This window comes from Stenotrophomonas sp. BIO128-Bstrain (genome assembly GCF_030128875.1).
Lineage (GTDB): Bacteria > Pseudomonadota > Gammaproteobacteria > Xanthomonadales > Xanthomonadaceae > Stenotrophomonas > Stenotrophomonas bentonitica_A.
Genome location: NZ_CP124620.1, coordinates 3,279,662 through 3,301,303, shown reverse-complemented (window position 1 = coordinate 3,301,303; position 21,642 = coordinate 3,279,662). Strand labels below are relative to the sequence as shown.

The following is a 21,642-nucleotide window of genomic DNA, read 5'->3' as shown; positions in this document are numbered from 1 at the left end:
GCCGTGCGCGGCCCCGCCGCAACGCAATGCAAGGCCTGAGGGGGCGGGTCACGGGAACCCTGGCCAGGGCCGGCCAGGGAGCTCGCATGGAGTGTTGGCCTGAACAGTCGTTTGATCCATGACCTTGAAGAGGACGTCAACGTGACCAGTAAGCAGAACCTTCGCATCAATGTGCTGGCAGCCGCCGTGCTGTCGTTGTCCGCAGGCGCCAGCGCCTATGCCGCGGGCCTGCCGGCCAAGGAGCCGGTGCGCCAGCCGGCTGCCGCCCAGGGCGCAGAGCGCATCATCGTCAAGTACCGCCCCGGCAGTGCCGCGGCCACGGATCGTTCGGCCAAGCTGACGGCCGTGCAGTCGGCGGTCGCCCGCGCCAGTGTCGGTGGCTCCGCCGCCGGGCGTGCCAGCGCGGTGAACCCGCAGATCGTGCGCAAGCTCGGTGTCGGTGCCGATCTGATCCGCCTGCAGGGCCGCTTGAGCCCGGCCGAACTGCAGAAGGTGCTGGCCGAGATCAAGGCCGATCCTTCCGTGCAGTACGCCGAAGTGGACGTGAAGCTGCAGCGCACCGATGTGCGCCCGCGCGACGCGACCCCGCAGCTGGTGCCGAACGATCCGTACTACGCGCAGTACCAGTGGCATCTGAACAGCGCTACCGGCGGCATCAATGCGCCGGCCGCGTGGGACATCGCCCAGGGCGAAGGCGTAGTGGTGGCGGTGCTCGATACCGGCATCCTGCCGCAGCATCCGGACTTCTCCGGCAATCTGCTGGAAGGCTACGACTTCATCAGCGACGCGGAGACCTCCCGCCGCGTCACCGATGACCGCGTGCCCGGCGCGCTGGATTACGGTGACTGGGTGGAGAACGACAACGAGTGCTATGCCGGCTCGCTGGCCGATGACAGTTCCTGGCACGGCACCCACGTGGCCGGCACCATCGCCGAATCCACCAACAATGGCGTCGGCATGGCAGGCGTCGCGTACAAGGCCCGCGTGCTGCCGGTGCGCGTGCTCGGCAAGTGCGGCGGCTACCTCTCCGACATCGCCGATGCGATCACCTGGGCCTCCGGCGGCACCGTTGCCGGGGTTCCGGCCAATGCCAACCCGGCCGAGGTCATCAACATGAGCCTGGGCGGTGGCGGCGCATGCGATGCGCTCTACCAGGACGCCATCAACGGTGCGGTATCGCGGGGCACCACCGTGGTGGTCGCCGCCGGCAACTCGGCCTCCAACGCGGCCAACTTCCGGCCGGCCAGCTGCGCCAACGTGGTGGCGGTCGGCGCCACCCGCATCACCGGCGGCATCGCCTACTACTCCAACTTCGGCCCGGTAGTGGATCTGTCCGGCCCGGGCGGTGGCGGCAGCGTAGACGGCAACCCGGGCGGTTACGTGTGGCAGTCCGGCTACAACGGCCTGACCACGCCGACCTCCGGTGCCTACAGCTACATGGGCATGGCCGGTACCTCGATGGCCTCTCCGCACGTTGCGGCGGTGGCGGCGCTGGTGCAGGGCGCGGTCGCCGCGGCCGGCAAGGATCCGCTCACCCCGGCCGCGCTGGAAGCACTGCTCAAGCAGACCGCGCGGGCGTTCCCGGTGACCATCCCGACCGCCACCCCGATCGGCACCGGCATCGTCGATGCCAAGGCGGCCCTGGACAAGGCGCTGGAAGAAGAGTGCACCGAGAACTGCGGTCCGGTGGCGACCCCGCTGACCAACAAGGTCGCCGTGGGTGGCCTGAGCGGCGCCGGTGGCAGCGAAGTGCTTTACAGCTTCGAGGCGCAGGCCGGCAAGGTACTGAGCCTGCTCACCTACGGCGGCAGCGGCAACGTCTCGGTGTATGTGAGCCAGGGCAAGGAGCCGACCGCGACCGCGTTCGATGCCAAGTCCACGCGTCCGGGCAACAGTGAAACCGTGCGCTTCACCGCACCGGTGGCCGGAACGTATTACATCAAGGTGGTGGGCGAGTCCGCGTTCAGCGGCGTGAGCATTCTCGCCAACCAGTAATACGGGTCAAACGCCACGGGAGTCCGTCATGTGACGGGCTCCCGTTTTTACATCTGGACGGTGTGGAATCCCGCGTACGATCGCGGTGAACTGCTAAAGTCGCAGCGGTTGCCAGGAGAAGCTTCTTGAACGCGGTTGCCCAGGACCCCACTGCAGAATCCACCGCTGAATCCCGCATCGTCGGGGTATTGCTGGAGAAAGGTCGGCTCAAGGACAGCGATCTGGCCCGCGCGCGTCCGCTGCACCGTGAATCCGGTGGCAGCCTGCTCGGCCTGCTGGTCCGCCTGGGGCTGGTATCAGAGCGCGACCATGCACAGACCTGCGCCGAGGTTCTCGGGCTGCCGCTGCTCGACGCCAAGGCCGTGCCGGAATCGCCGCCCGAAGCGCTGCTGGACGGGCTGCCGCTGACGGTGCGATTCCTCAAGCAGTTTCATGTCTGCCCCCTCGCGTTGCAGGACGACGCGCTGGATCTGTGGCTGTCCGATCCACAGGACCCGTATGCGGCCGACGCCGTGCAGCTGGCGATGGCGCTGCCGGTCCGCCTGCATGTCGGCCTGCGCTCGGAAATCGATGATCTGATCGAGCGCTGGTTCGGCCAGGGCCGCAGCGCGATGGGCGCGATCATCGAAACCGCGGACGGTGAAGGTGCGGCGGTCGACGACATCGAACACCTGCGCGACCTGGCGTCCGAAGCGCCGGTGATCCGGCTGGTCAATCTCGTGATCCAGCGGGCGGTGGAACTGCGCGCCTCCGATATTCATATCGAACCGTTCGAGAATCGCCTGAAGGTGCGCTACCGCGTAGACGGCGTGCTGATCGAAGGGGAAAGCCCGCCGGTGAATCTCACCGCTGCGGTGATCAGCCGCATCAAGATCATGGCGCGGCTCAACATCGCCGAACGTCGCCTGCCGCAGGACGGCCGCATCATGCTGCGCGTGCAGGGCAAGGAACTGGACCTGCGCGTGAGCAGCGTACCGACCGCGCACGGCGAAAGCGTGGTCATGCGTCTGCTCGACCGCGACACCGTTGTGTTCGATTTCCATCGGTTGGGGTTCACCGAGGCGTTCCTGCCGCAGTTCCGCAAGGTGCTGGAACAGCCACACGGCATCCTGCTGGTCACCGGCCCGACCGGTTCGGGCAAGACCACCACGCTGTACACCGCGCTGAGCCAGCTCAATACCGCCGACGTCAAGATCATCACCGTCGAAGATCCGGTGGAGTACCAGATCGAAGGCATCAACCAGATCCAGGCCAAGCCGCAGATCGGGCTGGATTTCGCCAATGCGCTGCGCAGCATCGTGCGCCAGGACCCGGACATCATCATGATCGGTGAAATGCGCGACCTGGAAACCGCGCGCATCGCGATCCAGTCCGCGCTCACCGGCCACCTGGTGCTGTCCACGCTGCACACCAACAACGCCGCAGGCGGCATCACCCGCCTGCTCGACATGGGCGTGGAAGATTATCTGCTCACCTCCACCATCAATGGCATCCTGGCCCAGCGCCTGGTGCGCAGGCTGGAGCCCCAGCACGCCCAGCGCTATCGCGCATCGCCCGAAGAGATCGATAAATTCGGCCTGCGCCGGCTGCAGCCGGAGGGTGAGATTTTCCTGTATCGAGCGCAGCCCTCGGCGATCGCACCGACCGGGTACCTGGGCCGGACCACCATCGTGGAATTCCTGGTGATGAACGATGCGCTGCGCAGTGCGGTGATGCGTCGGGCCGGGATGGGCGAGATCGAGCAGATCGCGCGTGCCGCGGGCATGCGCACCATGTACGAAGACGGGCTGTCCAAAGCCCTGCAGGGCCACACCACGCTGGAAGAAGTGCTGCGCGTGACGGAGGATGCCTGATGCGTGCCTGCGGCCAATACCGGGTGGGTGGCTGAGCATGCCCCAGTACCGCTACAAGGCGCTCAATGCCCACGGCGAACTGTTCGATGGCCAGATGGAGGCAGCCAGCGAAGCGGAGGTCGCCGCGCGGCTGCAGGACCAGGGCCACATGCCGATGGAGGCACGTCTGGCCAGCGAGGGTGTCGCTGGGGCGTCGTCGTGGCTGGCGCTGCTGCGCCGCAAGCCGTTCGATGGCGGCGCGCTGGTGCAGTTCACCCAGCAGCTGGCCACGCTGCTCGGTGCCGGCCAGCCGCTGGACCGCGCGCTGAGCATCCTGCTGGAACTGCCCGAAGACGAGCGTACCCGCCGCGTCATCACCGACATCCGCGACATCGTGCGCGGTGGCGCACCACTCTCGACCGCGCTGGAACGCCAGCACGGATTGTTCTCCCGGCTGTACATCAACATGGTGCGCGCCGGTGAGGCCGGCGGCAGCCTGCACGACACCCTGCAGCGACTCTCGGATTACCTCGAGCGCAGCGCCGAGCTGAAAGGGCGCGTGATCAACGCGCTGATCTACCCGGCGATCCTGTTGGTGGTGGTCGGCGGTGCGCTGCTGTTCCTGCTGGGTTACGTCGTGCCGCAGTTCGCGCTGATGTACGAGAGCCTGGATGTCGCGCTGCCCTGGTTCACCCAGTGGGTGCTCACCGCCGGGCTGGTGGTGCGCGAAGGCTGGGTCATCATGATCGTGGTGCCGGCCGTGATCGCGCTGGTAGTGGAACGGCGGCTGCGGCAACCGGCCGCGCGCCTGGCCGTGGATGGCTGGCTGCTGCAGCGCAAAGGCATCGGCCCGCTGCTGGGCAAGCTGGAGACCGCACGCCTGGCCCGCACGCTGGGCACGCTGCTGCGCAACGGCGTGCCACTGCTGTCCGGCCTGGGCATCGCGCGCAATGTGTTGAGCAACCGCGCGCTGGCTGCCGACGTGGATGCCGCCAGCGACGAGGTCAAGAATGGCAACGGGCTGTCGGCCTCGCTGTCGCGGGGCAAGCGGTTTCCGCGGCTGGCACTGCAGATGATCCAGGTCGGCGAGGAATCCGGTGCGCTGGATACGATGCTGCTCAAGACCGCCGATACGTTCGAGCAGGAAAGCGCGCGCGCGATCGACCGTCTGCTGTCGGCACTGGTGCCGGTGATCACCCTGGTGCTGGCCTCGGTGGTCGGCCTGGTGATCGTGGCCGTGCTGGTGCCGCTGTACGACCTGACCAATGCCATCGGCTGACCGGCCGCTGGTCAACACCTCTACGATTCGATGCAAGGAGCCTGCCACATGCAACGCCGCCGCCTGACCCGCTTCTCTTCCGCGCGCCACCAGTCCGGCATGAGCCTGCTGGAAATCATCATCGTCATCGTGCTGATCGGCGCGGTGCTGACCCTGGTCGGCAGCCGAGTGCTCGGCGGCGCCGACCGCGGCAAGGCCAACATCGCCAAGGCGCAGGTGCAGACCATGGCCGGCAAGATCGACAACTACCAGCTGGACACCGGCAAGCTGCCGGCCAAGCTGGAGGATCTGGTCACCCAGCCCAGCGGCAGTGCCGGCTGGCTCGGTCCGTACGCCAAGCCGGCCGATCTCAACGACCCGTGGGGCCACGCGCTGGAGTACCGCGTCCCGGGCGAAGGCCAGCCGTACGACCTGATCAGCCTGGGCAAGGATGGCAAGGTGGGCGGCAGCAGTTACGACGCGGACATCCGGTACGAGTAATCGGCATTGGGAGCACTGTGGTCCATGCCGAGCAGACCGCCGCGCCGCGTGCCCACGGGCATGCATGCGCGTGGCCTGTCGTTGCTGGAAATGCTGCTGGTGGTCGCGCTGATCGCCATCATCGGCGTGGTCACCGCCACCGCGATGAACGGCGGCATCGACGGCATGCGCCTGCGCAATGCCGGCAAGGAAATCGCCACCCAGCTGCGTTACACGCGTACCCAGGCGATCGCTACCGGGCAGACCCAGCGCTTCGTGATCGACCCGCGTGCGCGGACGTGGCAGGCGGCCAACGGCCGCCACGGGCAGATTCCGGCGGCGTTGGATGTACGGTTCCGTGGCGCCGGCCAGCTCGGTGCCGCACCCGGGCAGGGCGCGATCGCCTTCTTCGCCGACGGCGCCGCCAGTGGCGGCACCATCGAAGTGAGCACGCGGGGCGCAGCCTGGGACATCCACGTGGGCTGGATCACCGGCGAAGTGCGTGCCGGCCCGCGCCGGGAGGGCCGATGAGGCGCCAGCGTGGGTATTCGCTGCTGGAGGTGATCATCGCCTTCGCGCTGCTGGCGCTTGCGCTGACCCTGCTGCTGGGCAGCCTGTCCGGCGCGGCGCGCCAGGTCGGGCAGGCCGACGTGCGCAGCCGCGCGACACTGTATGCGCAATCATTGCTGGCCAGCACGGGGGTGGAAAGCCCCTTGCAGGAAGGCAGCACGCAGGGAGAGTGGGAGCAGGGCAGGTACCGCTGGCAACTGCAGGTGGCGCCCTACCAGGAGCCCCGCAGCGCTACCGGTCCGGTCACGGTGGACGTTGGCGGCCCGACCCTGGCACAGATCACCCTGCAGGTACGCTGGGGCGAGGGCAATGGCGAGCAGCTGCAATGGCGCAGCCTGCGCCTGTTGCCGCCGGTGCCGGGCGCACCACGATGACAGCACGCGCACGCCGGGCCGCCGGCTTCACCCTGATCGAAATCCTGCTGGCGACCGCCTTGCTCGTCGGCGGCCTGGCGTTGGCCTTCGCCACCGTGCGCTCGGCCATGGCGATCAGCCAACGCGGCGAGCGCATGGCCGCGCAGAACGAGCGCATGCGCGCGGTGGAAGGTTTCCTGCGGCGGCGCCTGTCCACCGCACTGGTGATCGCGACCACCCCGCCGGACCCGACCCGCGATCCGGTGTATTTCATGGGCGAGCCGCAGCGCATGCTGTTCGTCTCGGATCTGCCGGGCTATCTGGGTCGCGGCGGGCCGTATGCACACGAGCTGCAGGTCCGCCACGCCGCGGGCGCCGAGCAGCTGGAGGTCGCGCTGACCCTGCTGCAGAACGGCGAGGCGATCGAGGAAGATCCGCCACGCCCGCCGGAAATGCTGGCCGATCAGCTGCGCGAGGTGCGCTTCCGTTATCGCGGCACCGACCCGCGCACTGGTCAGTTGACGCCGTGGCTGGACCGCTGGGATGACACCCGCCGCCTGCCGTTGCTGGTCTCGATCGAGATCGTGCCGCTGCAGGGGCCGGCCTGGCCGCCGATGATCGCCGCGCTGCCACCGTCACGTGGGGATCGCCCATGAGGCCGGTACGTGGCGCCGCGCTCGTCCTGGTGTTGTGGCTGATCGCCCTGCTGACCGCGGTGGTCGGCGCGTTCGCCCTGAGCGCGCGCGTGGAGCACATGCAGCAGCGCGTGATCGGTGACGATGCCATCGGGCAGGAGTACGCGCGCGCAGGGCTGGAGTACGCGCTGCACCGCCTGCAGCCGCGCGCCGCCCAGCCGGCCTGGGTTGCCGATGGCCGCCGCTACCGGTGGACGTTCGATACGCGCCGGATCGATCTGACGATCCTCGATGAGAACGGCAAGATCAATCTGAACCTGGCCGACGTGAGCCTGCTCAACGCGTTCCTGCGTGCGATGGGGGAGGAGCCCGGGCGCGCCCAGCAGTTGGCCGGCGCCATCGTCGACTGGCGTGACGCGGACAGCCTCAAACAGCCCGGTGGCGGCGCGGAGACGCCCGATTACCTCGCCGCCGGGCTGCCCTACGGCGCACGCAACGCGCGCTATGAGACGGTCGGCGAGCTGCAGCGCGTGCTCGGCATGGAGGCGGACCTGTATGCGCGGATCGAGCCGATGCTGACCCTGTACAGCCGCCAGGCACGGCCTGACCCGCGCGTTGCCGCGGGCCCGGTGCTGACCGCACTGGGGCTGGATGCAGAGCGCCTGCTGGCCGAACGCGAACGCGCGGCCGCCGCTGATGAAGCTGGATTGCCGGTCGCGCCGCTTGCAGGTGGCAGTGGCACCTATAGTATCGAGAGTCGCGCCACGGACGAACGCGGCCGGGTATCGGTACTGCGCGCCGTGGTGCGGATGGGGTCGGCAGGCACGCCGGGAACGGCTTACACAGTACTTCGCTGGGAACAGGGAATGGCAGCAAGATGACGGCATGGCGTGACAGTCTGGTGCGGGCCCGCGGGCGCGTGTCGCCGGGCGTGGGCAGCAGCCTGCGCTGGTGGCGGCAGTCGTTGCTGGCCTGGCTGCCGGTGCGGTGGCAATGGGCGATGGGCTGGTCGCGTTCGCGCCTGCTGCTGCTGCGCGAGGGCGAGGTACTGCGCCTGCAGCGACAGACCGGCGAGCAGATCGACGCCATCGCGGAGCTGCCGTGGCCCGTCCCGCCCGCCGCGCTCGATGGCGTGCTCGATGCGCGCCTGCGCAGCCTGCCCCGGCACTGGTTGCTGCCGGTCGGGAGCGTGCTGCGCCGTCCGCTGCGCTTGCCGGCGGCCGCCGCCGAGCGGTTGCGCGATGTGGTCGGATTCGAAATCGATCGGCAGACCCCGTTCGATGCCAGCCAGGTCAGCTATGACGTGCGCGAGCTCGGCGCCTTGCCGGATGGCCAGCTGCAGGTCGAGCTGGTGGTGATCCCGCGCGCGCAGCTGGACCAGTGGGCGCAGCAGGCCGGGCCATGGGCACAGGCGGTGGCCGGCGTCGATGCAGTGGATGCCGCTGACCGGCCGCTCGACGTCAACCTGCTGCCGCTGGCGCAGCGGCAGCCCTATCGCGACCCGATGGCCCGCTGGAACTGGCTCCTGGCCGCGAGCACGATCGTGCTGCTCGCGCTGGCCGGCCACCAGCTGCTGGACAACCGCCAGGCCGCGGCGGACCAGCTGCGCGCACAGGTGGATGACGCCGCGCGTGATGCGCGCCGGGTCGCGGCCGAGCGCCAGCAGTTGCAGAGCCTGGTCGAAGGCGCCGCGTTCCTGGAAGGCCGGCGCGGCGAGCATGCCAGTACCGTGGAACTGTGGAACGAGCTGACCCGCCTGCTGCCCGATGGCACCTATCTGGAAAAACTCTCGATCGAAGGCAACACACTGCAGTTGATCGGGCTCAGCCGCGAAGCCTCGCAGTTGGTGCCGCTGCTGCAGGACTCGCCGCTGTGGCGCAAGGTCAACCTGACCGGCGTGCTGCAGGCCGATGGGGCAACCAGCGGCCACGACCGTTTCACGCTGACGGCCGAGCTGCAGCCGCTGCCCGGTGCGGCCCCGCCCGCGAAGGAGGTTGCCGATGGCAGCACAACCGACGCGCCGTGATCGCTGGCTCGCGCTTGGCCTGCTGCTGGCGGTGATCGCCGTGGCGTACCTGCTGCTCGTGCACCCGTGGTTGACCCGCCCCCTGCTGGCGATCAATGCCGACATCGCCGCCGTGCAGGAGCGCCAACAGCGCGTGGATGCGCAGCTGGCGCAGCGCGGGCAGATCGCCACCCAACTGCGCGAGGTGCAGGCCGCCCTCGAGGGCCGCCCTGGCTTCCTGCGCGAGGCCACTGCCGAATCGGCCGCCGCGGCGCTCTCCAGCCGCCTGCAGGATGCGGTGGCGTCGGCCAGCCCGGGCAACCGCAGCTGCACGATCAGCAATCGCACCCCGCTGCCCGATGCCAACCGCGAGGCTGCCTTCCCGCGTGTGGCCCTGCAGGTGCGCCTGCGCTGCGGCGTGCCGGAAATGGCGGCCGTGCTGCACACGCTGGAGACCGGCAGCCCGCGCCTGTTCGTGGAGAACCTCAACCTGCTCGCGCAGCGCTTCCAGCAGTCGCCCAGCGAAACCGGCACCGGCCTGGATGTGTCCTTCGAACTGGTCGGTCATCTGCGCCCGGGCGCAGCGCTGGAACCTGACGCGCCCGCGCCGGCCCCACTGCCACCGCCGTCCGGGCAGGACGGCGGGCAGGACGTTGGCCCGGATGCGGCCCCGCCCAGCGATGCAGCCGAGCCCGCGCCCGCACCGGACGCTGCCGGGGAGGCCCAGCATGAAGCTTGAAGCAGCTGGCCTGCGGACCTGGTGGCTGGGCGGCATCGCCCTGTGGGCGCTGGCGATCTGGATCGCCACGCTGTTCGGTCTGGGCCAGCGCATCGCGCCGGCCACGGACGGCGATATGGGCCCTGCGCCGCTGCCCCACCTGGCTCCCGCCGCGCCCGAGCGGATGAGCTCGGCCAGCACCTATGCCCAGATCGGCGCCCGCCCGCTGTTCGCCGAAGATCGCCAACCGCGCCCGTACCTGCTCGGTGGCACCGAACAGGGCACCGCCAGCAGCGTGTCACTGACCGGCGTGCTGCTTACACCGGGTTTCGGGATGGCGATCCTGACCACCGACCAGCGCCAGTCGCTGCGACTGCGCCTGAATGGTGAAGCGGTGAACGGCTGGCAGCTGCTCGCGCTGGAACCGCGTCGCGCCACCGTCAGTGGCCCCGGTGGCACGCAGGTCCTGGAATTGCCGGTGTTCAATGGGCAGGGCGGTGAACCACCGACGGTGCTGGGCGCTACGCCGCTCACCGCGGTTCCTCCGGCCGGTGCCGGCGCGCGCCCGATCAATGGCGCCGCAGCGATGCCCGCACCGGCGCCGGGCGCATCACCTGCGCCGCAGGCAGCGACGCCATCGAATGCGGGGGCCCCCCCGCAGAACGCGCAGGGTCCCAGCGAAGCCGACATGAAGGCGATCCGCGAGCGCATCCAGGCGCGTCGCCAGCAATTGCAGCAGCAACAGCAACAGCAACAGCAGCAGTCGCAGCAACCGCCCGCGGGCGGCTCCGGCCACAACCCTTAGAGTGACAGCATGACCCTGCGCCTTTTTCCCGTGTCTTTCCTTGTCGCCCTGCTGGTGGGCTGCACCACCGTGCCCGCGCCCGAGGTACGCCGCGATGCGGTGCTCGACAGCCACCAGGTGGTCGCCGGCGACGGATCCCGTGAAGGCGTCGAGGCCGAGCCGCTGGGCAGCGCCGGCACCCCGCAGGCGGTGATCCGCCGTGGCACCGGCACCATGATCAACCGCAGTGCCGCGGCCGCGCCGCAACCGTCGCTGGGCAATGCCTCCACCGGCAACGCCACCTTCAACTTCGAAGGCGAATCGGTGCACGCGGTGGTCAAGGCGATCCTCGGTGACTTCCTGGGCCAGAACTACGTGATCGCGCCGGGCGTGCAGGGCACCGTGACCCTGGCCACGCCCAAGCCGGTTTCCTCGGCGCAGGCGTTGAACCTGCTGGAAATGGTGCTGGGCTGGAACAACGCGCGCATGGTCTACAGCGCCGGCCGCTACAACATCGTGCCCGCCGACCAGGCACTGGCCGGTACGGTCTCGCCGAGCACGGCGTCGCCGGCCAATGCGCGCGGCTTCGAAGTGCGCGTGGTGCCGCTGCAGTACATCTCGGCCACCGAAATGAAGAAGGTGCTGGAGCCCTACGCGCGCCCGAATGCCATCGTCAACGTCGACAACGGCCGCAACGTGATCACCCTCGGCGGCACCCGCAGCGAGCTGGAGAACTACCTGCGCACGGTGGAGATCTTCGACGTGGACTGGCTCTCGGGCATGTCCGTGGGCGTGTTCCCGATCCAGTCCGGCAAGGCCGAACAGGTTGCCGCCGATCTGGAGAAAGTGTTCGGCGAGGAGAGCAAGACGCCCAGCGCCGGCATGTTCCGCTTCCTGCCGCTGGAGAATGCCAATGCGGTGTTGGTGATCACCCCGCAGGCGCGCTACCTGGACCAGATCCAGCAGTGGCTGGACCGCATCGATACCGCCGGCGGCAATGCGCGGCTGTTCTCCTATGAACTGCGTTACGTCAAGGCCAAGGACCTGGCCGAACGCCTGGCCGAAGCCTTCGCCAACGAGAATGGCCGCAGTGGCCGTGGCAGCAGTTCGTTGGCGCCGGGCGCCTCGCCGATGGATATCGGCAGCCGCGATGGCAACAACAACACCAACGGCAATTTTTCCAACACCGGCAGCAGCACGGGGAGCAGCCGCGGCGGGCTGGGCGATGGCACGATGAACCTGCCGCAGCGCCAGTCCGGCAACGCCAGCTTCAGCCTGGAAGTGCAGGGCGATACGGTCGGCGTCTCGGCGGTGGAGGAAACCAACACCCTGCTGGTGCGCTCCACCCCGCAGGCCTGGCGCTCGATCCGCGAAGTGATCGAGAAGCTCGACGTGATGCCGATGCAGGTGCACATCGAAGCGCAGGTCGCCGAGGTCGCGCTGACCGGCGACCTCAGCTACGGCGTGAACTGGTTCTTCGAACAGGCCGTGACCACCGGCAAGACCGAGAGTGGCATCGACCTGCCCAGTGCTCTGGGTCGCTCGATCTGGGGCAGCATCTCCGGCACCGTCGGCGATGGCGGGGTGGGCTGGACCTTCCTCGGCAAGAATGCCGCCGCCGTGGTCAGTGCACTGGACAAGGTCAGCAACCTGCGGCTGCTGCAGACGCCGTCGCTGTTCGTGCGCAACAACGCCGAAGCCACCCTCAACGTCGGCACCCAGATCCCGATCAACTCGGTCTCGGTCAATACCGGCATCGGCGGCGACAACACCTACAGCCAGGTCCAGTACCTGGACACCGGCGTGATCCTCAAGGTGCGCCCGCGCATCACCCGCGATGGCGTGGTGTTTCTGGATATCGTGCAGGAGGTGAGTTCGGCCGGCGCGATCCCGAGCGGCTGCGACCCGACCCGCACCACCTGCAACCCGCCGATCAATACCCGCAAGATCTCCACCGAAGCGGCCGTGCAGAGTGGCGACACCATCATGCTTGCCGGGCTGATCACCAACTCCGACGATGATGGCGCCAATGGTGTGCCTGGCCTGAGCAGGATCCCGGTCATCGGGGCGCTGTTCGGCAGCAAGACGAAGAAGTCCGGGCGTTCCGAAGTGATCGTGCTGCTGACCCCGACCATCGTGCGCAACGCGCAGGAGTCGCGCAACCTGACCGACGAGTACAGCAGCCGCTTCCGCGCGATGGAGCCGTTCCCCGAGCACAAGGGCAAGCGCTGAGTGCTGCCCGGCCCCGGCTGTCACCGCAGGGGCCGATCTTGCTACGCTGGCCCCGCCCAGGGGAGTCCGCGATGACACAGCGACACGGCGAAGACGGCAGTACGCAGAGGTCCGCATGAGCACGGTCGTCCTGCTGCCGATCGGGGTCGACGATGCCGCGCTGGACCGTTGCCTGGCCGCCCTGGATGCCGGTACCGCGCCGGGGACCGCCCTCTGGCTGGCCGATGATGGCCAGGCCGGGCCGCGCGCCCAGGCCGTGATCGAGCACTGGCTCACGCACACCCCGCTGCAGGCCGAGTACACCCGCCGTGCCCGCGCCATCGGCGAAGTGGCCCATCTGGATGAAATGCTGGCTGCCTGCGCCGGGGCCGATGTGGTGGTGCTGGCGCCGGACGCGATTCCGGCACCGGGATGGCTGCAGCAGCTGCAGGCCTGCCTGGCCCGCGATGCCTCGATCGGCTCGGCCACGCCGTGGTGCAACGCCGGCGAGACGGCGGCCTGGCCGCGCCTGGGGGAAATCAACCCATTACCGGATGACCTGGATCTGGCCCCGTTGGCGCAGGCCTGCGCGGCGATGCCGCCGCTGCATCCGGAGTTGCCGTGTGCCGTGACCCATGCAGTGCTGTTGCGCGGCAATGCGCGGCGCAGGGCCGGCGGACTGGACATGCACAGCTATGCCTCGTGGAATGCCGCGCTGATCGACCTGAGCCTGCGCATGGCCGGGCTCGGCTGGCGCAACGCGCTGTGCGAGACCGCCTTCGTCGCCCGCGTGGCCGAAGGCGTGACCGGCGAGGGCGACATGGACGCGCTCGCCACGCGCTGGCCCGGTTGGCCGCCGCGGTTGGCGGGCTTCCTGATGGCCGACCCACTGCAGCAGGCACGCCACGATCTGCAGCAGCATCACCGGCAGGCGATAATGCCCAAGGCGCAGGGCGATCTGTTCGCGCCGCCTGTCACTGCCGCCCCGGAGCCGCCCGTTTGAGTCCTGCCATCGCCGCCATCATCGTCAGCTACCAGAGCGCCAGCACGCTGGATGCCTGCCTGCTGCGCCTGCGCGAGGCGCGCGACATCGCCGAGATCCGCGTGGTCGACAACGATTCCACCGATGGCACCCTGGAGATCGTGCAGCGCCACGCCAGCGCCGATCCGCGGGTGCGCTTCATCGCCAACCCGGACAACCCCGGATTCGCCGCCGCCAACAACCAGGGCGTGGCCGACAGCCAGGCACCGTGGCTGGCCTTCATCAATCCGGACCTGATGGTCGGTCCCGATACCCTGGCCCTGTTGCGCGAACGCGCGCTGCCGCTGGGCGACTGCCTGCTGGGCGTGGAACAGGTCGACGAAGACGGCCGCCCGGACGATGCGGTGCGCCGCCGTGACCCGGATTTCGCCGCGATGCTGCGCCGCCCGGGGCAGGGCGGCAAGCTGGCGATCCCGGTCGATCGCCGCCAGCCGCTTCAGGTCGTGCCGGCCCTGTCCGGCGCGCTGCTGCTGATGCCGCGTGCGCTGTTCGAGCGGATCGGCGGCTGGGATGCCGGCTATCGCCTGCACGCCGAGGACCTGGACCTGTGCCGCCGCGCGCGTGAGGCCGGCGCGGTGATCGCGATCGCCAACGACCTGCAGGTCACCCATGTCCGCGGCGTCTCCAGCCGCTCGCGGCCATTCTTCGTGGAGTGGCACAAGCATCGCGGGTTGTGGCGGTACTTCCAGAAATTCGAGGCACCACAGCGTGCCTGGCCGGTGCGTTGCGCGGTGTGGGGCGCGATCTGGGCGCACGCGCTGGTGCAGGTCCCGCGCCTGCTGCGCCGCCGGTAGCGCCCGCGCACCGCATGCGCCCAGGCGCGATGCGTGCCGGTAACGCATTCCACCCCGAGGGGGCCGGGCGTTGGTCGGACCCCCTGGCAGGCGCATAATCCCCTGCATGATCATCCAGTCCCTGCTCGACACCGACCTGTACAAATTCACCATGATGCAGGCGGTGCTGCATCAGTACCCCGGCGCGCAGGTGCAGTACCGGTTCAAGTGCCGGACCCCGGGCATCGACCTGGCGCAGTTCATCGACCAGATCAACGCCGAGATCGACCACCTGTGCAGCCTGCGCTTCAGCCCCGAAGAGCTGGACTACGTGCGCGGCCTGCGTTTCGTCAAACCGGACTTCGCCGATTTCCTCGGCCTGTTCCACCTGGACCGCAAGTACATCGCGCTGCGCCCCTCGGCCACCGCACCGGGTGAGATCGAGCTGGACATCACCGGCCCCTGGCTGCACACCATCCTGTTCGAGGTGCCGCTGCTGGCGATCATCAACGAGGTCTGGTTCCGCAATACCACCGATTCGGACTTCAGCGAGGGCGAGCGCCGCCTGCAGGCCAAGACCGCGCTGCTGCGCGATACGCCCGGTTTCGAGCTGTGCCGGATCGCCGATTACGGCAGCCGCCGGCGCTACTCGCGCGAGTGGCACGGGCGCATGCTGCCGATGCTGCGCGATGCGCTGGGCGCGCAGTTCGTGGGCACCAGCAACGTGCACTTCGCCCGCCTGTACGGCATGACCCCGCACGGCACCATGGCCCACGAGTACCTGCAGGCCTTCCAGGCGCTCGGCCCGCGGCTGCGCGATTCGCAGGTGGCGGCGCTGGAGTCGTGGGCACGCGAGTACCGCGGTGACCTGGGCATCGCGCTGTCCGATGTGGTCGGCCTGGAGGCCTTCCTGCGCGACTTCGACATGTATTTCTGCAAGCTGTTCGATGGCGTCCGGCATGATTCCGGCGACCCCTTCACCTGGGGCGACCGCATGCTGGCGCACTTCCACAGCCGCCGCGTGGACCCGCGCAGCAAGGTGCTGGTCTTCAGCGACGGGCTGAACATCGAAAAGGTCATGCAGCTGTTCGATTACTTCCGCGGCCGCTGCCAGGTGGCCTTCGGGGTGGGCACCCACCTGACCAACGACCTGGGCCCGACTCCGCTCAACATCGTGATCAAGATGGTCCGCTGCAACGGCCAGCCGGTCGCCAAGCTGAGCGATTCGCCGGGCAAGAGCATGTGCGATGACCCGGGGTACCTGGCCTACCTGCGGCAGGTGTTCGAGCTGCCGGCCGAGGCCTGACCCCGGCACCGGCTGGCACCCTTGGCCGCCGTCCGGCTCCGGCGCCGGCGCGGCCCGGTACGCACATCCGTTCAGCGAAGCGGTGGCGGGTGACGCGGCGGGTCAGGAAGCGACGCAGGGCGCTCGCTATGCAGGAAAGCCAGATGTGCCACAATATTGTGAGGCGTAGTTCACACTTTTGACCGACATCGATGCCGGTAATTGCCCGTATACCGCCTCTGCATCGTGGTTCGTCTAGGCTTTCCACATGAAGTCATCAGCATTGCTCGATTACTACCGGACCCACGCGTGCTCACGCCAGTGGCGCGGCTTCCTGCTGGCGCTCTGCGAAGAGTTCGACAGTGCGTTGCCCGATGCCGAACTGTCGCGGTTGATGGCGAGTATCGGTGAGCGCTTCGGCCGTGACCATGCGCTGCCGGCGGTCGCCACACTGGATGAACTGCAGCAGGCGGCCAATGCGGTGTGGTCCTCGACGGAATGGGGGCAGGTCGTGTTCGAGGAAGCCCCCGAACAGGTCCGCATCCACCACGCCGCCTCGCCGCTGTCAGCCGTCCTCGGCGCCCGGGCCGGGTGGGACACTGGATTTCTGGAAGGTGTGTACCGCCAGTGGTTCCGGGCCGCCGGGATGATGTCGGTGCTGGATGTGCGCTATCTGCAGAGTGATCATCCCGATGTAGCTACCTACACGCTGTCGCGTGTGTTCTGACCCTCTCCCCCTTTCGATGGTGCCATGAGCAAGTTTCAGCAACCTGCCGATGCCGAGAGCCACGACGACGTGGCTGGTCTCTTCAACCGCCTGGGGGATCGCGATGACACGCGCGCTTACCGGGATTTCTCCCACAGCCAGTCCCGCGTGAGCACGGTGGCCAAGCCGCGCGATGAGGTGCCGCCGCCGATTCCGGCCGCGACGAACCTGCCGCCTGCGGTCACTCTCGCGCCGGTGACCACGCCGGCCCAGGCGATCCCCGTGGAGACGCCGGTCACGGCCGCACCGGGGCGCAAGACACCGCTGGAGCAGTTGTTCCAGCGCCTGGCGGAGGCACGTAGCGCCACGCCGGGGCACAGCCCGCTGAGCCGTCTGCGCCAGGGTTGAAACGTAGTCGGTGATCGTCCGTCGCGCCCAGCCGGGTGCGGCAACGGGACCGGCTGATGCAAGGGGATGCCGCGATCTGCGGCCGTGTTGGGGGAACATCATGAGCAAGTCATCCACCCCGAGAGGGGATGCCATTCTGGCCCGCCTGGCGCTGCTCGCGCTGGCGGTCGGCGGCGCCGTGCTGCTGGCCTTTGTGGTTACCGTCCCGATGGAGATCGGCCAGCAGTTCCTGTTCTCGGCCGTGGTGTTCCTGATCGCCCTGTGCCTGCGCAACCGCGAGAACCGGTTGATCCCGCTGGTGTTGATGGGGCTGTCGCTGGTGATGTCCACGCGCTACATGTACTGGCGCCTGACCGACACCATGGGCATGAGCAGCTTCGTTGACCTCACCCTGGGCCTGGGCCTGGTGGCCGCCGAGGTGTACTCCTTCATCGTGCTGGTGCTGGGCTACTTCCAGGTGGCATGGCCACTGCACCGCAAGCCGATGCCGCTGCCCGAAGACCAGTCGCTGTGGCCGAGCGTGGACGTATTGATCCCCACGTACAACGAGCCGCTTTCGGTGGTGCGTACCACCGTGCTCGCCGCGACCGTGCTGGACTGGCCGGCCGACAAGCTCAACATCTACCTGCTCGATGACGGCCGCCGCGACGAGTTCCGGGCGTTCTGCGAAGAAGTCGGGGTGCAATACATCACCCGTACCAACAACAACCACGCCAAGGCCGGCAACATCAATGCGGCGTTGAAGAAGACCAGTGGCGAGTACGTGGCGATCTTCGACTGCGACCACATGCCGACCCGCTCGTTCCTGCAGATGTCGATGGGCTGGTTCCTTCACGACGAGAAGATGGCGGTGGTGCAGACCCCGCACTACTTCTTCTCAGCCGATCCGTTCGAACGCAACCTGGGCAACTTCGGTCGCGTGCCCAACGAGGGCGAGCTGTTCTACGGCCTGCTGCAGGACGGCAACGACCAGTGGAATGCGACCTTCTTCTGCGGTTCCTGCGCCGTGATCAAGCGTGCCCCGCTGGAGGAAGTGGGCGGTGTGGCGATCGAGACGGTGACCGAGGATGCGCATACCGCCATCCGCCTGCACCGTGCCGGCTACCGCAGCGCCTACATCCCCGTGCCGCAGGCGGCCGGCCTGGCCACCGAGAGCCTGTCGGCGCACGTCGGCCAGCGCATCCGCTGGGCACGCGGCATGGCGCAGATCCTGCGGGTGGACAACCCGATGTTCGGCAAGGGCCTGAGCTTCGTGCAGCGGCTCTGCTACACCAACGCGATGCTGCACTTCTTCTACGGCTTGCCGCGGATCATCTTCCTGACCGCGCCACTGGCCTTCCTGTTCTTCGGTGCGCACGTCATCCACGCCTCGGCGCTGATGATCCTCGCCTACGCGCTGCCGCACATCGTGATGGCCAACCTGACCAACCTGCGCGTGCAGGGCAAGCACCGCCATCTGCTGTGGAACGAGGTATACGAGACCACGCTGGCCTGGTACATCCTGCGCCCCACCCTGATGGCCGTGATCAACCCCAAGTTGGGCAAGTTCAACGTCACCGCCAAGGGCGGCCTGGTGCAGCGCAGCTACTTCGATGCGCAGATCGCCCGCCCGTACCTGTTGCTGCTGCTGTTGAACCTGGCCGGCGTGATCGCCGGCATCGTGCGGATGGTGATGGCCCAGACCAGTGGCGAGGTCAATACGATCTGGTTGAACCTGGGGTGGACCGTCTACAACATGATCATGCTCGGGGCGGTGATCGCCACCTCCAGCGAGCAGCGCCAGATCCGCCGCGCGCACCGGGTGCCGCTCAACATGCGCGCCGTGCTGCACCTGCCTGATGGCCAGGCGCTGCCGTGCCGCACGCTGAACTTCTCCACCGGTGGCATGGCGATCCGCCTGGACCAGGCACAGCCGGTGCAGCCGGGCACGCGCGTGGAGGTCGAGCTGGCTCATCGCCAGCGCAGCCAGCGGCTGCCGGCCGAAGTGCGGCATGACCGCGACGACCAGGGCATCAGCATCCAGTTCGGTGAGCTGAGCCTGGAGCAGGAGCGCTGGCTGGTCACGTCCACCTTCGCCCGTGCCGACATCTGGGTGAAGCTGTGGGGCCGCCACGACCGCGACACCTTCCTGCGTTCCACCACTGACGTCCTCAAGGCCAGCATGCGCGGCTTCCACCGCCTGGGCCAGTTCGTTTTCGCGGGCGGCCGCAAGGATGCCCCCACGCCGCCGCGCACCGGAGATTCCGCATGACCCGTCGTCACCGTTCCCTGTTCCGCCCGGTGCGCCTGCCGCGCCCGTCCGCCGCAGCGGTGGCGTTCACCCTGACCCTGCTGTGCGGGGCGGTCTATGCGCAGAGCCCGCCCGTGCCCGCGACAGCGCCCGCTGCCGTGCCAGCGACCACCCCGGCAGACGCCGCGCCGATGATGCCCGCCACGCCGGCTGCAGGGACCCGGCAGAGCCGCTCCACGCTCAAGCAGCTCGGCATCGACTATGAGATCACCCTGCGCGGCATCCAGGGCACGGCCGGCGTGCCGTTCTCGATCCGCAACGACCAGGTCGTGGACCGCGCATCGCTGCATCTGAAATACAGCTATTCGCCAGCGCTGCTGCCAGACCTGTCGCACCTGAAGGTGACCGTCAATGACGTCACCGTGGCGACCCTGCCGACGCCGGTGGACCAGGCCGGCCGGATGATCGAGCGCGATATCGATATCGACCCGCGCATGATCATCGACTACAACCGCATCAACCTGCAGTTGATCGGCCACTACACACGCGAGTGCGAAGATCCCGATCACACCAGCCTGTGGGCCAACATCGACAGCGCCAGCTACCTGGAGCTGGGCTGGGCGCCGCTGCAGCTGACCAATGATCTGTCGCTGCTGCCGGTGCCGTTCTTCGACGCACGCGACACCAACCGGCTGGAACTTCCGTTCGTGTTCACCGGCCAGCCGGGGCAGGGCCTGCTGCAGTCGGCCGGCATCGTGTCGTCGTGGTTCGGTGCACTGGCCGGTTACCGTGGCGCGCTGTTCCCGGCCTCGATCGATACGGTGCCGATGGAAGGCAATGCGGTGGTCGTGGCCACCCCGCGCAATCCGCCGGCCGGCCTGGTGCTGCCCGACATCAGCGGGCCGACCCTGGCCGTGATCGCCAACCCCAACGATGCCAACGGCAAGCTGCTGCTGGTGCTGGGTCGCGATGATGCCGAACTGCGCATCGCCGCCACCGCGTTGACCTTGGGCGCGCCGCTGTCCGGCCCGACCGCAAGCATCGGGGACTTCAAGGAGATCGCGCCGCGCAAGCCGTACGACGCGCCGAACTGGATTCCCAGCGACCGGCCCGTGCGCGTGTCCGAACTGGTGCGGCAGACCAGCGAGTTGAACGTCGTCGGCTACCACCCGGACCTGATCCGCATCGGCCTGCAGCTGCCGCCGGATCTGTTCGTGTGGCGCCGCGACGGCATTCCACTGGACCTGCGTTACCGCTATACGCTGCCCGAAGGGGCGGACAAGTCGGCGCTGAACATCAGCATCAACGACGCCTTCGTTACCACCCTTCCGTTGAACGGTCGGCCGGCACCGCGCTCGGTCTCGGACATGGTGTGGAACAAGCTCAAGGCACCCGGCGCGATGCCGATCCAGCAGAAGGTGATGCTGCCGACCGGACCGTTCTCGTCCAACAGCCAGCTGCGCTTCCACTTCTTCTTCGACCGCCCGCAGGCAGCCGAGTGCAAGAACACCTTCCCGGATGTCTCCGCGGCGATCGATGGCGATACCAGCATCGACCTGAGCGGTTTCGACCATTACATGGCGATGCCCAACCTGGCCGCCTTCGGCAACGCCGGTTACCCGTTCACGCGCCTGGCCGATCTGTCCGAGACCGTGCTGGTACTGCCGGACAACCCCAACGCCGATGACGTCGGCAACGTGCTGACCCTGCTCGGCCGCATGGGTGCCTCGACCGGCTACCCGGCGCTGCGCAACCGCATCATCGCCGCGCGCCAGGTCGGCGAGCACGCCGACCAGGACCTGGTGGTGCTGGGCTCGCGCCGCAGCCAGCCGCTGTTCGGCGAATGGGCGGCGCACCTGCCGATCGGCGAGGCGGGGCAGTCGCGCCGCGTGCAGCTCTCGGACTGGGTGTTTGAACGCATGCCCTCGTTCCTGTCGCCGGATGCGCGCCGCACCGATCTGCCCACCACGGCCGAGGTCTCCGTGCGTCCCGATGCCGGCGACGTCGTGTTGATGGGCTTCGAGTCGCCCCTGCGCAAGGGCCGCAGTGTGATCGCGGTGATGGCCGATGACCCGGCCCAGGTCAACCGGCTGTTCGAAGCGTGGTTTGATCCGGACCGCCTGCGCGATTTCCAGGGCAGCGTGGTGCTGCTGCAGAAGGACAAGGTGCGCAGCCTGGCCGGCAACCAGAGTTACTACGTCGGCCACCTGCCGCCGCTGACCTGGCTGCGCTGGTACTTCTCGCAGAGCCCGTTGCTGCTCGGCGCCCTCGTCGGCCTGGCCTGCCTGTTGTTGGCGCTGATCGCGCGCTGGCTGCTCAAGCGCAACGCCAGGGCACGCATCGGGATGTCCGGCTGA

At 68.4% G+C, this 21,642-nt stretch carries 19 protein-coding genes; all 19 read left to right on the top strand.

Going from position 1 to position 21,642, the window contains the following annotated elements; translation table 11 throughout:
• The first annotated feature begins 141 nt into the window (after nt 1-141).
• The 19 genes from POS15_RS15145 to bcsB all read left to right on the top strand — a co-directional run bounded on the left by POS15_RS15145 (nt 142) and on the right by bcsB (nt 21,642).
• Nucleotides 142-1,995: a S8 family peptidase gene (locus POS15_RS15145; protein ID WP_284128381.1), complete on the top strand. Its 1,854-nt coding sequence runs from the start codon at nt 142-144 to the stop codon at nt 1,993-1,995.
• A gap of 125 nt (nt 1,996-2,120) precedes the next feature.
• Nucleotides 2,121-3,848: a type II secretion system ATPase GspE gene (gene gspE / locus POS15_RS15140; RefSeq protein ID WP_070471691.1), complete on the top strand. Its 1,728-nt coding sequence runs from the start codon at nt 2,121-2,123 to the stop codon at nt 3,846-3,848.
• Nucleotides 3,849-3,885: 37 nt separating this feature from the next.
• The gene (locus POS15_RS15135) at nt 3,886-5,106 is read left to right on the top strand and encodes a type II secretion system F family protein (RefSeq protein WP_070471692.1); all 1,221 of its coding nucleotides are present in this window, start codon (nt 3,886-3,888) and stop codon (nt 5,104-5,106) included.
• 48 nt (nt 5,107-5,154) lie between these two features.
• Entirely contained in the window at nt 5,155-5,586 is a 432-nt protein-coding gene (gene gspG / locus POS15_RS15130) for a type II secretion system major pseudopilin GspG (RefSeq protein ID WP_019182542.1), read from the top strand.
• 24 nt (nt 5,587-5,610) lie between these two features.
• Entirely contained in the window at nt 5,611-6,096 is a 486-nt protein-coding gene (locus POS15_RS15125; RefSeq protein ID WP_102789000.1) for a GspH/FimT family pseudopilin, read from the top strand.
• On the top strand, nt 6,093-6,509 hold the full coding sequence (locus POS15_RS15120; protein ID WP_070426591.1) for a prepilin-type N-terminal cleavage/methylation domain-containing protein: 417 nt from the start codon (nt 6,093-6,095) through the stop codon (nt 6,507-6,509). The genes POS15_RS15125 and POS15_RS15120 overlap by 4 nt, the downstream gene beginning before the upstream one ends.
• Nucleotides 6,506-7,144, top strand: coding sequence for a type II secretion system protein J (locus POS15_RS15115; RefSeq protein ID WP_026069676.1), 639 nt, complete (start codon nt 6,506-6,508; stop codon nt 7,142-7,144). Before POS15_RS15120 ends, POS15_RS15115 begins: the two co-directional genes overlap by 4 nt.
• Nucleotides 7,141-8,004 (top strand): type II secretion system protein GspK, encoded by an 864-nt coding sequence (locus POS15_RS15110; RefSeq protein WP_046272732.1) that lies wholly within the window; start codon nt 7,141-7,143, stop codon nt 8,002-8,004. Before POS15_RS15115 ends, POS15_RS15110 begins: the two co-directional genes overlap by 4 nt.
• On the top strand, nt 8,001-9,149 hold the full coding sequence (locus POS15_RS15105; protein WP_284128380.1) for a PilN domain-containing protein: 1,149 nt from the start codon (nt 8,001-8,003) through the stop codon (nt 9,147-9,149). Before POS15_RS15110 ends, POS15_RS15105 begins: the two co-directional genes overlap by 4 nt.
• Nucleotides 9,124-9,867, top strand: coding sequence for a type II secretion system protein GspM (gspM, locus tag POS15_RS15100; RefSeq protein ID WP_254665259.1), 744 nt, complete (start codon nt 9,124-9,126; stop codon nt 9,865-9,867). Before POS15_RS15105 ends, gspM begins: the two co-directional genes overlap by 26 nt.
• Nucleotides 9,857-10,651, top strand: coding sequence for a general secretion pathway protein GspN (locus tag POS15_RS15095; protein WP_284128379.1), 795 nt, complete (start codon nt 9,857-9,859; stop codon nt 10,649-10,651). The genes gspM and POS15_RS15095 overlap by 11 nt, the downstream gene beginning before the upstream one ends.
• Nucleotides 10,652-10,660: 9 nt before the next feature.
• The gene (gene gspD, locus POS15_RS15090) at nt 10,661-12,862 is read left to right on the top strand and encodes a type II secretion system secretin GspD (protein ID WP_070471697.1); all 2,202 of its coding nucleotides are present in this window, start codon (nt 10,661-10,663) and stop codon (nt 12,860-12,862) included.
• A gap of 115 nt (nt 12,863-12,977) precedes the next feature.
• Nucleotides 12,978-13,844: a glycosyltransferase gene (locus tag POS15_RS15085; protein ID WP_046272737.1), complete on the top strand. Its 867-nt coding sequence runs from the start codon at nt 12,978-12,980 to the stop codon at nt 13,842-13,844.
• The gene (locus POS15_RS15080; RefSeq protein ID WP_284128378.1) at nt 13,841-14,677 is read left to right on the top strand and encodes a glycosyltransferase family 2 protein; all 837 of its coding nucleotides are present in this window, start codon (nt 13,841-13,843) and stop codon (nt 14,675-14,677) included. The genes POS15_RS15085 and POS15_RS15080 overlap by 4 nt, the downstream gene beginning before the upstream one ends.
• A 106-nt stretch (nt 14,678-14,783) precedes the next feature.
• Nucleotides 14,784-15,962 carry a nicotinate phosphoribosyltransferase gene (gene pncB, locus POS15_RS15075; RefSeq protein ID WP_284128377.1) on the top strand — a complete coding sequence of 393 codons (1,179 nt, stop codon included), beginning with the start codon at nt 14,784-14,786 and terminating at the stop codon, nt 15,960-15,962.
• A gap of 247 nt (nt 15,963-16,209) precedes the next feature.
• Complete coding sequence (gene bcsD / locus POS15_RS15070) at nt 16,210-16,668, top strand: cellulose biosynthesis protein BcsD (RefSeq protein WP_284128376.1); 459 nt, start codon at nt 16,210-16,212, stop codon at nt 16,666-16,668.
• Nucleotides 16,669-16,692: 24 nt separating this feature from the next.
• Nucleotides 16,693-17,055, top strand: coding sequence for a hypothetical protein (locus POS15_RS15065; RefSeq protein WP_019182529.1), 363 nt, complete (start codon nt 16,693-16,695; stop codon nt 17,053-17,055).
• A 100-nt stretch (nt 17,056-17,155) separates the two neighbouring features.
• Nucleotides 17,156-19,306, top strand: a complete 2,151-nt coding sequence (gene bcsA, locus POS15_RS15060; protein WP_019182528.1) for a UDP-forming cellulose synthase catalytic subunit — start codon at nt 17,156-17,158, stop codon at nt 19,304-19,306.
• Nucleotides 19,303-21,642 (top strand): cellulose biosynthesis cyclic di-GMP-binding regulatory protein BcsB, encoded by a 2,340-nt coding sequence (bcsB, locus tag POS15_RS15055; RefSeq protein ID WP_019182527.1) that lies wholly within the window; start codon nt 19,303-19,305, stop codon nt 21,640-21,642. Before bcsA ends, bcsB begins: the two co-directional genes overlap by 4 nt.